This window comes from Kribbella sp. NPDC051952 (assembly GCF_040680855.1).
GTDB lineage: Bacteria > Actinomycetota > Actinomycetes > Propionibacteriales > Kribbellaceae > Kribbella.
Window position 1 is genome coordinate 204,281 of the sequence record NZ_JBFAXQ010000004.1, and the last position, 12,975, is coordinate 217,255.

Here is a 12,975-nt window from a genome sequence, read left to right on the forward strand (position 1 = left end):
GCGCCGAACGTCCAGGCGCAACCCCCCGCCGAGCGTCCGCACCCACACCCGCACCACCCGGTGCCGGCCCCACCACCCGGCCGGCCGGTCGCCCCGGCGCGCCAGGCCTGACAGCCGTAACTGACAACTCAGAGGAGAAGTGCCACCAGTGGCAGCAGAAATGTTCTACGACGACAACGCCGACCTGTCGGTGATCCAGGGCCGCCACGTGGCCGTTCTCGGCTACGGCTCCCAGGGCCACGCGCACGCACTCTCGCTGCGCGACTCCGGCGTCGACGTCCGGGTCGGCCTGCCCGAGGGCTCGAAGAGCCGGGCCAAGGCCGAGGCCCAGGGCCTGCGCGTGCTCAGCCCGGCCGAGGCGGTCGAGGAGGCCGACGTCATCGTCGTACTCGCGCCGGACCCGGCCCAGCGCAAGCTCTACAAGGAGGCCATCGAGCCGAACCTGGTCGACGGCGACGCGCTCGTGTTCGGTCACGGCTTCAACATCCGGTTCGGCTACATCAAGCCGCCGGCCGGCGTGGACGTGTTCATGGTCGCGCCGAAGGGCCCGGGACACCTGGTCCGCCGCGAGTACTCCGAGGGTCGCGGCGTACCCGTGCTGGTAGCGGTCGAGCAGGACGCCACCGGCAAGGCGTGGGACCTGGCGCTGTCGTACGCCAAGGGCATCGGCGGCCTGCGCGCCGGCGGCATCAAGACCACCTTCACCGAGGAGACCGAGACCGACCTGTTCGGTGAGCAGGCCGTCCTCTGTGGTGGTGTGTCGGCGCTGATCCAGAACGGCTTCGAGGTACTGACCGAGGCCGGCTACCAGCCCGAGGTCGCGTACTTCGAGTGCCTGCACGAGCTCAAGCTGATCGTCGACCTGATCTACGAAGGCGGTATCGCCAAGCAGCGCTGGTCGGTCTCCGACACCGCCGAGTACGGCGACTACGTGTCCGGCCCGCGGATCATCGACGCGTCGGTGAAGCAGCGGATGAAGGAGGTCCTCGGCGACATCACCGACGGCACCTTCGCGGCCCGCTTCATCGCCGACCAGGACGCCGGCGCGCCGGAGTTCGCGGAGTTCCGCAAGAAGAGCCAGGAGCACCCGATCGAGGCCGTGGGCAAGGAACTGCGCGGCCTGATGGCGTGGGTCAAGTCGCACGACGACGACTACGTCGAGGGCAGCGCCGCTCGCTGATTGCAGCAACCTGCAGGGCCCGAACCATCCAGGTGGGTGGTTCGGGCCCTGTCTTTGCGTGCACGACACTGTAATTTGGCACAATCGGTGACGGTTCCGGTCTGGACGGGTGATGGGGGAGGTATCGATGGACGGGCGCGAGCTGCCCCGGCCGCCTCGGCGTATCCCGGCCGGTGCCGGCACGCTCACCCAACTCCAGACGAGTACGCCGCGCACCCCGGCGCCCCCGCCGCGACAGCCGTGGATCTTCGGCCGGATCCTGGCCGGTTTCCTCGTCCTCCTGCTCATCGTCGCCGGTGGTGCGACGGCCGGCTGGTGGGTTCGCTCCCAGAGCCTGAAGGTCAACACCGAGCAGGTGCTCGAGTCGATCGGCGGCAGCGTCGTCCGGGTGCTCGCGACGACGTGCGAGGGGACCGGTGAAGCGACCGGCGTACTGCTCGACAACGGGCGGATCCTGACCGCCGCATCGGCGGTCAAGCAGCCGTTGTCGATCGTGATCGTGACCCCGGACAACCGGATCCGCCGGGCCAACCAGCTCGGCAGCACCGCGGACGGGGTCGCCGTACTGACGATGATCGGGCGGCTGGACGAGACTCCGGTGCCGCTCGCGGTGACCGATCCCGACCCGAAGGCCGAGCGGGCCCTGATCGGCTACACGCAGGCCGGCAAACAGACGATCCAGTCGGTCGGTACGACGGAGCAGCCGCGAGCACTCGGCACGGTGATGAACCCGGCCAAGCTCGGCGGCCCGGTCGTCGACAAGGCCGGTCAGGTGGTCGGCCTGGTCGTCGGTGACACGGTTCCGGCCAGCACGATCGTCGGAGTCGACAAGCTGCGCGGGTACATCGCGACAGGCTCGACCGATATCACGCCCGAGGCCGGTGGCACCTGTGAGCAGTCGCGGGGTCCGCAGGCCGCGATCGTGCCGGAGCTCCAGGTCGCGGGCACCCCCTTGGCCGGCGAGGTGCAGCGGCTGCTGGGCAACTACCTGACGCTGGAGAACCAGCGCGACTTCCGCGCGCTCCAGGCGGTCTACTCGCAGCGGCTGGCCAAGACCATCACCGTCACCCGGGATCAGAGCAGCCACCAGACGTCGTACTTCTTCGGCGCCAAGATCACCGAGGTGACCCGGGCCGGCGTGGACGGCGCGAACGCCCGGATGACGTTCACGGCGCTGTTCTCGCCGAACGCCAAGGGCGCCCAGGGCCTGGCGTGCAACCGGCTGGATCTGCGCTACCGGCTGGTCCGGGAGGGCGGGAAGCTCGTCATGGACCAGGCCTCGTCGATGGGTCAGGCCAGCTGCGACACCGACTGACCGGCATTCGGGTCCCCGCACGGGTCCGGAAGCCGACGCGGTACGATCACTACAGCGGGCACAGCGCGGTGCTCAGTTCATACGAGCCCCTACCGCTAATCCAGGAGACTCCTCCATGACTGACGTAACCCGGCCCGTCGTCCTGATCGCCGAAGAGCTCAGCCCGGCCACCGTCGAGGCGCTCGGCCCCGACTTCGAGATCCGGCACACCAACGGCGCCGACCGCGCCGAGCTGATCCCGGCCATCGCCGACGTCGACGCCATCCTGATCCGCAGCGCCACCAAGGTGGACGCCGAGGCACTCGCCGCCGCCAAGCGCCTGAAGGTGGTCGCCCGCGCCGGCGTCGGCCTGGACAACGTGGACGTGAAGGCCGCCACCCAGGCCGGCGTGATGGTCGTGAACGCGCCGACCTCCAACATCGTCAGCGCCGCCGAGCTCGCGGTCGCGCTGCTGCTGGCCGCCGCGCGCCGGGTCCCGGCCGCCGACCAGTCGCTGAAGAACGGCGAGTGGAAGCGCAGCAAGTACTCCGGTGTCGAGCTGTTCGAGAAGACCGTCGGCATCGTCGGCCTCGGCAAGATCGGCGTCCTGGTCGCGCAGCGGCTGGCCGCCTTCGGCATGAACGTGATCGCCTACGACCCGTACGTGCAGGCCGGCCGGGCCGCGCAGATGGGTGTGCGGCTCGCCACCCTCGACGAGCTGCTCAGCGCCAGCGACTTCATCTCGGTGCACCTGCCGAAGACCCCGGAGACGATCGGCCTGATCGGCGACGAGGAGCTGCACAAGGTCAAGCCCGAGGTCATCATCGTGAACGCGGCCCGCGGCGGGATCGTCGACGAGCAGGCGCTGTACTCCGCCCTCAAGGAGGGCCGGGTCGCGGCCGCCGGGCTGGACGTGTTCGCCAAGGAGCCGTGCACCGACTCGCCGCTGTTCGAGTTCGAGAACGTGGTCGCCACCCCGCACCTGGGCGCGTCCACCGACGAGGCGCAGGAGAAGGCCGGTATCGCGGTCGCCAAGTCGGTCCGGCTCGCGCTGTCCGGCGAGCTCGTCCCCGACGCGGTCAACGTCCAGGGCGGCGTGATCGCCGAGGACGTCCGGCCGGGCATCGCGCTGACCGAGAAGCTGGGCCGCATCTTCACCGCGCTGGCCGGTGGCGTCGCGCAGCAGCTCGACGTCGAGGTCCGCGGCGAGATCACGCAGTACGACGTGAAGGTGCTGGAGCTCGCCGCGCTCAAGGGTGTCTTCGCCGATGTCGTCGAGGACAACGTCTCCTACGTGAACGCGCCGCTGCTCGCGGCCGAGCGGGGGCTCGAGGTCCGGCTCGTCACCGACCACGACAGCCCGGAGCACCGCAACCTGATCACGCTGCGCGGCACGCTCGCCGACGGCACCCAGGTGTCGGTGTCCGGCACGCTGGTCGGCGTCCGGCAGTCGGAGCGGCTGGTCGAGATCGACGGGTTCGACCTCGAGGTCGAGCTGTCGGCCCACCTGGCCTTCCTCACCTACGAGGACCGGCCGGGCATCGTCGGCCAGATCGGCCGCATCCTCGGCGACGCCGAGGTGAACATCGCCGGCATGCAGGTCAGCCGGGACCGCAAGGGCGGCAAGGCCCTGGTCGCGCTGTCGGTCGACTCGGCGATCGCCACGACGGTCCTCGACGACATCGCGGGCGCGGTCCAGGCGGACACCGCTCGTACCGTGGACCTCGAGGCCTGAGTCACACGAACGACTGTTTTACTGGAAGCGGTCAGCCGCCCGCAGGCGCATGGCGGCTGACAAGGGCCCGAGCTCAATAGCTCGGGCCCGCTTCTATTTAGTGGCGGGTGGCGAGCAGTACGGCGGCGTCCGGCGCGACCATCACCTCGACGGTGGTGAACCGCTTGTCCATCAGCCACTCCTGCCGCAGCGTGTCGACGCGGCCCTCGTACATCGGCGGCCACACGGCGGACGGCGTGAAATCGTCCAGTACGACGAAACCGCCCGGCTCGACCACATCCGCGATGATGTCGCGGGCCGACAGCTTGGCCTCGCGCGCGTCCACGAACAGCAGCGCGAACGGGCCGCGTTCCATCAGCGCGGTCCAGTCCGCCGAGACGACCTCGATCCGCTCGTCGGCGGCGAACAGCTCGGCCACCGCCTTCGCCAGTTGCGGGTCGCTCTCCGCGGTGACGATCCGGGTCGTCTCGCCGGCGCTGCTGCGCAGCCAGGCCGAGCCGACGCCACAGCCGGTCCCGAGTTCACCGAGCAGGCCGGTCTTCGACGCGGCCAGCGAGGCGAGCAAGCGACCTGTCTCGTTCCGGGTGGAGCTGACGAATCCACGCCGGCCGGACAGGCTGAGGGCCGCCGACACCAGCGGCGGCAGTTCTGGGGGAGCACTCACCGGTTGAGAGTTGCACAGCTCTGGTCCAGTACCAGCACTGGTATCTCATATCTCGGGACAAGCTGCCCGCATAGTGGTGAAATAGTCGGACGTCAGAGTAAATTTTGGAGCGCCCTGCCGCCCGCGAGACCCTTTCGGGAGGAGCAGCATGTACGACATGTATCCAGCCAACTGGCCCGCGATCGACGCCCGGGAGCGGAAGGCGACCCGGCGTCGCCGGACCACCCGCCGGGTGAGTGACGAGGTCAAGGCTGTCCAAGAGGCCATGAACCGCCGCGACAATGGGGGAGAACCCAAGAAGTGAGCGACAACAAGAACTTCACGCTGGCCGTCGTACCCGGGGACGGGATCGGACCCGAGGTGACCACCGAGGCGCTCAAGGTGCTCGATGCGGTCGCGGCGCAGCACGGCGTGACGTTCGAGCGGACCGAGTATGACCTGGGTGCGAAGCGCTGGCACGCCACTGGTGAGACGCTGCCGGACGCCGAGCTGGAGGAGATTCGCGGCCACGACGCGATCCTGCTCGGCGCGATCGGCGACCCGTCGGTCCCGTCCGGCGTACTCGAGCGTGGCCTGCTGCTGAAGCTCCGGTTCACCCTCGACCACTACGTGAACCTGCGTCCCTCCAAGATCTACCCGTCCGTCGGCTCCCCGCTGGCGAGTCCGGGTGAGGTCGACTTCGTCGTCGTCCGCGAAGGCACCGAAGGCCCGTACGTCGGCAACGGCGGCGCGCTCCGGGTCGGCACGCCGGCCGAGATCGCCACCGAGGTGTCGGTGAACACGGCGTACGGCGTGGAGCGGGTCGTCCGGGACGCGTTCGCCCGGGCCCAGGCGCGGCCGCGCAAGAAGCTCACGCTCGTGCACAAGAACAACGTGCTGGTGTACTCCGGTCACCTGTGGAAGCGGACCGTGGACAAGGTCGCCGCGGAGTTCCCGGAGATCGCGGTCGACTACCTGCACGTGGACGCGGCGACGATCTTCCTGGTCACCGACCCGGCCCGCTTCGACGTGATCGTCACCGACAACCTGTTCGGCGACATCATCACCGACCTGGCCGCCGCGATCAGCGGTGGGATCGGGCTGGCGGCGAGCGCCAACATCAACCCGGACAAGACCGCGCCGAGCATGTTCGAGCCGGTGCACGGCTCCGCGCCGGACATCGCCGGCCAGCAGAAGGCCGACCCGACCGCGGCGATCCTGTCCACCGCGCTGCTGTGCGACCACCTCGGCCTGACCGAGGCGGCGGCCGCGATCGAGGCGGCGGTGACCGCCGACATCGAGGAGCGCACCAGCGCGCCCCGGGCCACCGCGGAGATCGGCGACGCGATCGCCAAGCGCGCGGCCGGGTGAAGCGGTGACGTCGCGTGAGGCTTGCGCCACGGCGCAGGGTGATGCTCGCCTGACCACTTGGTCGAGAGGTACGGTGCGGCTATGAGCGCCGATCTGGAATTTGCAGTTGAGCCGAACACCCAACCGGCCAGCGACGACCAGCGCGCCGAGATCCTGGCGAACCCGGGATTCGGGCAGTACTTCTCCGACCACATGGCGATCGCCACGTGGTCCCGGGAGTCCGGCTGGCACGACGCGAGGATCACCGCCTTCGGGCCGCTGGAGCTGTCTCCGGCGACCTCGGTGTTCCACTACGCCCAGAGCATCTTCGAGGGGATGAAGGCCTACCGGCACCCCGACGACTCGATCCACATGTTCCGCCCCGAGGCCAACGCGGCCCGGTTCGCGCGCTCGGCCCACCGGCTGGCGCTGCCCGAACTGCCGGAGAGCGTGTTCCTGGACTCCCTGCGCACGCTGGTCGAGCTCGACCAGGCCTGGGTGCCCGGCGGCGGCGAGACGTCGCTGTACCTGCGGCCGTTCATGTTCGGTTCGGACCCGTTCCTCGGTGTCCGCCCGTCGGCGCAGGTCACGTACTGCCTGATCGCCTCACCGGCCGGCTCGTACTTCTCCGGCGGCGTCAAGCCGGTCCGGATCTGGCTGAGCGAGGAGTACACCCGGGCGGCCCCCGGTGGCACCGGGGCGGCCAAGACCGGCGGCAACTACGCGTCCTCGCTGCTCGCGCAGGCCGAGGCTGTCGGCGAGGGGTGCGACCAGGTCGCGTTCCTCGACGCGGTCGAGAAGAAGTGGGTCGAAGAGCTCGGTGGGATGAACCTGTACTTCGTCCTCGACGACAACACCGTGGTCACGCCGGAGCTGTCCGGCACGATCCTCGAGGGCGTCACCCGGGACTCGATCCTGAAGCTCGTCACCGACCTCGGCTACACCGTCACCGAGCGGAAGATCTCGATCGACGAGTGGCGCGACGGCGCGGCCTCCGGCAAGGTCCGTGAGGTGTTCGCCTGCGGCACGGCCGCGGTCGTCACCCCGGTCGCCTCGCTGAAGTGGAAGGACGGCGACGTCCAGGTCGGCGACGGCAACGGCGGTCCGGTCACGGCCGCTGTCCGCAGCGCCCTGCTCGACGTCCAGTACGGCCGGGCGGCGGACCCGCACGGCTGGATGACCCGGGTCTGCTGAGCCCTACTGACACCGACGGCCTCCCCGGGATGGTTCCGGGGAGGCCGTCGTACGTCAGGAGTGGGTGACGCTGACGCTGTGGATGGTGGTCTGGCCGTAGTTCGAGTCCGCGCAGGGGGCGGAGTTCGAGCAGTTGGCCTGGGTGTAGGCGCCGGCCTTGAAGTAGGCGCCGGAGAAGCTCTTGCTGAGCGTGGTCTGCAGGACGCCGTTGTAGTACGCCTTCACCTGGCCGCCGCTGACCACGAACTTCGCCTCGAAGACGGTGCCGAGCGTGTACGAGCTCGTCACCAGCTTGTGGTGCGTGGTGTCGCCGTCGGTGATGTAGAGGCTGCTGCCCTCGAGCCGGAACACGGTGACGTCATCGTCCGCGTCGTGGATCTGCGCGCCGACCAGGTGCGGCTTGTCGGCCGGCAGGTGATCGAACGATTCGCTGACCACCAGCGTGTGCGTACCCGAGGTCGACGACCAGCTCGCGTTACTGCTCCCGTCGTCCGTCATCTCCCGCAACTCGGCCCGCGGATAGCTCGACCCACTCGTAGTCACCCCGTTAACGGGCGCCCGAAACTGCACACCATCACCAACCACCGTGAAGTAGGGATCAACCGAGAAGCTGTCCAACGCCGGCTGCTTCACCTCGGTCGGACTACCTTCCGACCCAGTCGGCAACGTCACCTTCCAGTCGCTCAGATTCAGCACATCAGCCGGCACCTGGGCGTCGACGTACGTGGCGTTTGCTGGTGGGACGGCGACCGCGGTTGCCGTTGCGATCAGGGTGGTGGTGAGGAGGATTTGGAGGGTCTTCATGGCTACCTCTCGGGTGTGGGGATGGGGCGGTCGAGAAAGGCCAGTGCCAGGAGAAGGGGGAGCGAGGGGCCGAACAGGAGTGGGCCGATGCCGAGGGGTGCGGTCAGCAGGACCGCGAGGACGGTTGCTAGTAGCAACAACACGCCGTATTTGCCGAAGGCAAGCTTGACCGCCGTCTGCCGTGCGAACGCGTCACGACGGCCGGCGGCGGCGGCCAGAGCCAGGTGATAGGTGAGGAACGCTGCGGCCAGGCCGAGTTGGACCGCGAAGAAGACGAAGGCGACGCCGGTCCGGCCCGCGAGGAAGGTGAGGTTCGCGAGGAGTACGACGCCGATCGCGGTGGAGATCAGGCTGTGCCGCCAGAGGGATCGCCACTGCGCACCGAAGGCGCCGAAGACGCCGACGAACGCCCGCTGGTCACCATCCGATCGCCAGCGTTGCAGCACCTGCGCGGCCGCGGCGAGCGCGGGCAACCACGTGACGACGCCCAGACTGAGCAGGCTGCACGCGAGCCCGGCCGCCGCGGGTACGGCGATCCACTCCATCCACCGGAGCAGCACGCGCATCGTCATGACGACCATTCCAGTACGCCGGTGAACGGTTCGGTCGACTCGTGCAGCTTCCGGCCATCCAGGCTCAGGTGAGTGGCCCCGACCACCGCAAGCCGATCGCCGCTACGGATCACCGCGGTCGCCGTGGCGATCATCCCGCCGGCCCCGATCACAGGCCCGAACCAGACCTGCTCACCCTCGAACTCCACCGACCGCTCACCACCGCGCGCGGACGGTTCGCCCGGAGCGAGTGCCGACGTCGGCTCGATCGCCGTCAGGAACGACGCGGTCGCCTGCGCCGGCGTGGTCCAGCTCAGCCGCTGCAGGTGCTTGGTGATCGACAGCGATGGCGTGGAAGCGGTCGGGTTCGCCTCGATCGTGGTCTGCGACGTCTCCACCGCGACGTCGTCGTGAAACCTCGTCACCCACGCCTGCCCAGGACCCGAGCGCAGTGCATGCACCCGATCCGACACCTGCTCGCTCGGCCAGTCCGAATGCAGCAACCAGGTCCACGTCCGCGGTTGATCAGCCGCGAGTTCGTCCCGGATCACCAGCCGCCCGCGCGGTGTGACCACCATGGTCCGATCAACCCGCCGTACGCCGAGCTCCGGATCGAACATCGCAGCCGTCGACGCGGTCGCATGCACGAACCCATCCACCGCCAGTACGTCGGTCAGCGTCGGGCGCGCGTCGTACGGCAGGTCCTTGTAGACGTGATAGCGGTCCTCGCCCCGCCAGCCCTGGCCGTCGACCAGGACCAGGTTGTGGTGCTCAGCCCGCTTGCGGTTGCTGTACCCGTCGTCGACCGCCAGGAAGGCGCCCTCCGAGATCAACACGAACGCACCGGCGTCGGGGTGGTGATGCCCGGCGTTCAGCGTCTCCCAGCCGCGTTCCCGGCGGTAGCGCTCGGCGGCATCCCAGGCACCGTTCCCACCACCAGGCGCCGACTTGAACGACAGCGCGGTCGCATCCGAGTCCCACGAGGTCCGGCTCACCACCTGACCGAGATCCGGGAAGTACGCCGTACAAGGCCCGGCGGACGGGTCGACCGGCTGGACCGTCGGGTCGAACCACAGCAGCTCGTAGAACGCCTCCGGCATCACACCGGGTTTCACGCCGGACGCGTAGGCCTCGCGCCAGAAGTACTCGTCCGCGACGCGATCGGCGAGCCACTGCGCCTGCCCGTCCTGATAGGCCGACGCGAACCGGTAGTACAGCGCGACCGAGTGCCCACTGCGTCGGTCGTGGCAGTCACCGTGGTCGATGTTCTCTTCGAAGCCTGGTGCCGATTGGTGTAACCGCCAGCGGAAGGTGTTCGCCAGGAAATCGCAGCCGGACCACACGTCCACGCCCTCGGTCCGCTGCAGCAAGTCGGCGTACACGGCCAGCCAGGGCACGCCGTACCGCCAGTACACGACGCCCTCGGAGTCCGAGCCATCAGCCGGCAGCAATGCGAGGACGGTCTCGAAGTTGTCCCGGGCCCGTTTCGTCCAGTCCGGCTGGTCGAGCGCGTACCCGGCAGTGGCGAGCCCGGCGTAACAGATCCAGTTGTGGTTCTGCCAGTAGCTCGACGACCACCAGCTGCCTTCGGTCTGTACGGCGTACTCGTACAACCGCTCGCCCTGCAACGCGAGCTTGGCCCGCAGCTGCTCGGCGCGATCGGCCTCGAGATCGTCGCCCAGCCAGCTGTACGCCAGCGACAGACCGTGCAGCAACCAGCCTGCGTCGAGGTCGTGGTCGGGCAGTTTCGCCTTGCCCCAATGCGGATAGGCGATGCAGGTGGAGATCCAGCGCCACGCCTCCTCGAGGTAGTGCCGCTGCCCGGTCAGCCGGTAGGCGAGCGCGAGGTTCGCGGCCGCCGGCCCGAAGTACGTGATGCTCGCGGTCGGATGCTCGACCGGCGGCACCTGCTGACGGTACGTCTCGCATTGTTCGTAGAGCCGTCGCCACTGGGCCCGATGGGTCGTGGTCAGTGACGCCTTCAGCTGATCGAGGTCGCCGAGCAGCAACATGCGCTACACCTCCGTGCGATAGGTCGAAGAGAACGTCGCCCGGGTCGCGTCGTACGCCGACCAGTCGACTTGCTGCACCACCCGCTGCGGATCGTCCGCGGGGCCCGGCCCCGGTCGCACCAGGAACTCCGGCGGCCCGACGTGCTCACCGCGCAACGACCCCCAGTCCGTCGTCATCCCGTTCACAACCAGCGGTACGCCGGGCCGGAGCTGCGCGGTGATCTTCCGTGGGTCGGTGCACTCGACAACCAACTCGTCCGTCAGCTCACCACCAGCGATGGTCACCCGCCTCGTCGCAGTCACCCCGGGATACGCGTCGTCACACGCGACCGTGACCGAGCGATCCGTTGCCTCGATCAACCGTCCCGTGCACTCCGCCTGCTCCTGGTCGTCGATCCGGAAGGTCGGATGAGCCGCCGTACTCGCGTAGTACCGCCGCCAGCCCGTGTGCCCGTACGGAACCTGTCCAGGATCGGGTTGCCACGCATCCCGCCCGTACAGGTACAGCGAGAGCTTGTCCCGATGCCCGTGTGAACCACCGTGCGGCCCGAAGTCCACAATCGCGAGCAGCTCATCCGTCCTGAGTACGGCGTAAGTGGCGCAAACGGTGACCCCGTTCGGCGCCGGGCGAGGCGAGCCCAGTTCGACGAGCTCCGCCGTGTAGCCCGGACGACGATATGGCCCGTCATGGAGTGCAGCCAGGTGATCGCCGAAGCGGAGGTTGTCGAGCACGCGACCCATCGCCTGCATGCGGTCGGCAACCTTGTCCGGAACAGTCAGACCCTCGGTCGCAAGGACAGCAGCCCGGAGCACGAACGAGTGGTAGTAGGTGCTCGCCTCCCACTGCCAGCCATCCTCGGATGTGGCCGCGAGCAGATGGTTGTAGAGCCCGTGCTCACCCTCGAGCCACTCCGGATCGCGCGAACACAGGTATCCCGCGGCCGTCAGCCAGGCGACGTAGTTCGACGTGAACTTGCCCTCAGCAACCAGCTTGTCCCGCGCCTCGGCCGCTGCGTCGGTGAGCCGTCGCAGGAGCTCAGCGATCGCCGGCGTACGCGCGGGCCAGGCTGCCCGGGCGATCGTGACCGCCCAGATCGACTCGGTCAACGCTTGATGGAACAGCGTCCCCCGCAACATCCACGACTGAACGCCGGGGTCCACCTCTGCAGCAGCCGAAGCGTAAAGCCGCGCGTACGACTCCAGGTCGGCGGTCACATCCTCACCCGCACGGGCTTGGCTCAGGAGCTCGGCGGCACATGCCTGATGCGCCAGCACAGTCCACGCACCACGAACCGCAGGCGTGTCGATCCGGCAGCCATACGAGCACGGCGCACCACCGGCCGGGAACTCACCGGAGAGCAGGTCGACGTGGTCGAGTTCGACCCCGTGGGCCGGACACACGTATGCATGCCACCACCCGCCCCGCTCACTGGGAAGCTTCACCGGAACCAGGCCCCGCCGTCGATGTCGATCGTAGACCCGGTGATGTAGCCCGCGCCGTCGGAGCACAACCAGACCACGGCCGCACCCACTTCGTCGACGGTCCCGGCCCGCTTGAGCGGCGTACCCGCAACGATGTTCTGCTGTACGTCGGCCGGCGTGAAGGTGTTGTGGAACGCGGTGTCCCCGATGAATCCCGGTGCCAGCGCGTTGACCGTCGTACCCGTCGCGGCGAGCTCCTTGGCCAGGCCCTTGGTCAGCCCGCGGATCCCGGCCTTCGCCGCCGAGTAGACGGCTGATCCGGCGCCGCCACCGTTGTGCGCCGCCAGCGACGACATCGTGACCACCCGACCATTCGCACCTGCCTGACGCAGGGCGGGGATCGCGGCCCGGATCGTGCGGAACGCCGTACCGAGGTTGACGGCGAGCACCTCATCGAAGTGTTCGTCGGACATGTCTGCGACCGCCACCCGGCCGACGAGGTGGCCGGCGTTGCAGACCACGATGTCCAGCCCGCCGAGGAACGAGACGGCTTCGCCCACCATCCGGTCGGCCTCAGCGGTCACGGTGAGATCGGCGCCGAGGGCAACGGCCTTGCGTCCGGCCTGCTCGACCCGGCCGACCACCTCGGCGGCTCCATCGGCGGAGTGCGCGTAGTGCACGGCCACATCGGCTCCGGCATCGGCGAGTGCGACCGCGATCGCGGCGCCGATGCCCTGGCCCGCGCCGGTGACGAGTGCCCGGCGGCCGGTGAGTTCGAACGTCATATCGG

Annotated in this window: 12 protein-coding genes; 6 read left to right on the forward strand and 6 right to left on the reverse strand. The window is 69.0% G+C overall.

Annotated elements, in window-relative coordinates:
- Positions 1-160 precede the first annotated feature (160 nt).
- The 3 genes from ilvC to serA all read left to right on the forward strand — a co-directional run bounded on the left by ilvC (position 161) and on the right by serA (position 4,209).
- The gene (ilvC, locus tag AB0L70_RS10265; protein WP_363682674.1) at positions 161-1,180 is read left to right on the forward strand and encodes a ketol-acid reductoisomerase; all 1,020 of its coding nucleotides are present in this window, start codon (positions 161-163) and stop codon (positions 1,178-1,180) included.
- A 127-nt stretch (positions 1,181-1,307) separates the two neighbouring features.
- Positions 1,308-2,495: a serine protease gene (locus tag AB0L70_RS10270; RefSeq protein ID WP_363682207.1), complete on the forward strand. Its 1,188-nt coding sequence runs from the start codon at positions 1,308-1,310 to the stop codon at positions 2,493-2,495.
- 115 nt (positions 2,496-2,610) lie between these two features.
- Positions 2,611-4,209: a phosphoglycerate dehydrogenase gene (serA, locus tag AB0L70_RS10275; protein WP_363682209.1), complete on the forward strand. Its 1,599-nt coding sequence runs from the start codon at positions 2,611-2,613 to the stop codon at positions 4,207-4,209.
- Positions 4,210-4,306: 97 nt separating this feature from the next.
- Here serA and AB0L70_RS10280 read toward each other — a convergent pair whose 3' ends face one another.
- Positions 4,307-4,873 (reverse strand): class I SAM-dependent methyltransferase, encoded by a 567-nt coding sequence (locus AB0L70_RS10280; protein ID WP_363682211.1) that lies wholly within the window; start codon positions 4,871-4,873, stop codon positions 4,307-4,309.
- Positions 4,874-5,021: 148 nt separating this feature from the next.
- Between AB0L70_RS10280 and AB0L70_RS10285 the strand changes: the two genes are divergently transcribed.
- From AB0L70_RS10285 to AB0L70_RS10295, 3 genes are all read left to right on the forward strand, one after another.
- Positions 5,022-5,177 carry a hypothetical protein gene (locus AB0L70_RS10285; RefSeq protein ID WP_363682213.1) on the forward strand — a complete coding sequence of 52 codons (156 nt, stop codon included), beginning with the start codon at positions 5,022-5,024 and terminating at the stop codon, positions 5,175-5,177.
- The gene (locus tag AB0L70_RS10290) at positions 5,174-6,223 is read left to right on the forward strand and encodes a 3-isopropylmalate dehydrogenase (protein ID WP_363682215.1); all 1,050 of its coding nucleotides are present in this window, start codon (positions 5,174-5,176) and stop codon (positions 6,221-6,223) included. The genes AB0L70_RS10285 and AB0L70_RS10290 overlap by 4 nt, the downstream gene beginning before the upstream one ends.
- A gap of 81 nt (positions 6,224-6,304) precedes the next feature.
- On the forward strand, positions 6,305-7,396 hold the full coding sequence (locus AB0L70_RS10295; protein WP_363682217.1) for a branched-chain amino acid aminotransferase: 1,092 nt from the start codon (positions 6,305-6,307) through the stop codon (positions 7,394-7,396).
- A gap of 54 nt (positions 7,397-7,450) precedes the next feature.
- Here AB0L70_RS10295 and AB0L70_RS10300 read toward each other — a convergent pair whose 3' ends face one another.
- From AB0L70_RS10300 to AB0L70_RS10320, 5 genes are read right to left on the reverse strand one after another with little or no spacing between them, the layout of a single operon-like run.
- Positions 7,451-8,200: a polysaccharide lyase family 7 protein gene (locus AB0L70_RS10300; RefSeq protein WP_363682219.1), complete on the reverse strand. Its 750-nt coding sequence runs from the start codon at positions 8,198-8,200 to the stop codon at positions 7,451-7,453.
- Between the two features lie 2 nt (positions 8,201-8,202).
- A complete protein-coding gene (locus AB0L70_RS10305) occupies positions 8,203-8,772 on the reverse strand; it encodes a DUF624 domain-containing protein (protein ID WP_363682221.1) in 570 nt (189 codons plus the stop codon).
- The gene (locus AB0L70_RS10310; RefSeq protein WP_363682223.1) at positions 8,769-10,763 is read right to left on the reverse strand and encodes a heparinase II/III family protein; all 1,995 of its coding nucleotides are present in this window, start codon (positions 10,761-10,763) and stop codon (positions 8,769-8,771) included. Before AB0L70_RS10310 ends, AB0L70_RS10305 begins: the two co-directional genes overlap by 4 nt.
- Positions 10,764-10,766: 3 nt before the next feature.
- A complete protein-coding gene (locus AB0L70_RS10315) occupies positions 10,767-12,206 on the reverse strand; it encodes a heparinase II/III family protein (protein ID WP_363682225.1) in 1,440 nt (479 codons plus the stop codon).
- On the reverse strand, positions 12,203-12,970 hold the full coding sequence (locus AB0L70_RS10320) for an SDR family NAD(P)-dependent oxidoreductase (protein WP_363682226.1): 768 nt from the start codon (positions 12,968-12,970) through the stop codon (positions 12,203-12,205). The genes AB0L70_RS10315 and AB0L70_RS10320 overlap by 4 nt, the downstream gene beginning before the upstream one ends.
- Positions 12,971-12,975 lie beyond the last annotated feature (5 nt).

Bases quoted from the DNA above. Each gene is read 5' to 3' on its own strand.
- ilvC (WP_363682674.1), top strand. From the start codon at position 161: ATGTTCTACGACGACAACGCCGACCTGTCGGTGATCCAGGGCCGCCAC.
- AB0L70_RS10270 (WP_363682207.1), top strand. From the start codon at position 1,308: ATGGACGGGCGCGAGCTGCCCCGGCCGCCTCGGCGTATCCCGGCCGGT.
- serA (WP_363682209.1), top strand. From the start codon at position 2,611: ATGACTGACGTAACCCGGCCCGTCGTCCTGATCGCCGAAGAGCTCAGC.
- AB0L70_RS10285 (WP_363682213.1), top strand. From the start codon at position 5,022: ATGTACGACATGTATCCAGCCAACTGGCCCGCGATCGACGCCCGGGAG.
- AB0L70_RS10295 (WP_363682217.1), top strand. From the start codon at position 6,305: ATGAGCGCCGATCTGGAATTTGCAGTTGAGCCGAACACCCAACCGGCC.
- AB0L70_RS10300 (WP_363682219.1), bottom strand. From the start codon at position 8,200: ATGAAGACCCTCCAAATCCTCCTCACCACCACCCTGATCGCAACGGCA.
- AB0L70_RS10305 (WP_363682221.1), bottom strand. From the start codon at position 8,772: ATGACGATGCGCGTGCTGCTCCGGTGGATGGAGTGGATCGCCGTACCC.
- AB0L70_RS10310 (WP_363682223.1), bottom strand. From the start codon at position 10,763: ATGTTGCTGCTCGGCGACCTCGATCAGCTGAAGGCGTCACTGACCACG.
- AB0L70_RS10320 (WP_363682226.1), bottom strand. From the start codon at position 12,970: ATGACGTTCGAACTCACCGGCCGCCGGGCACTCGTCACCGGCGCGGGC.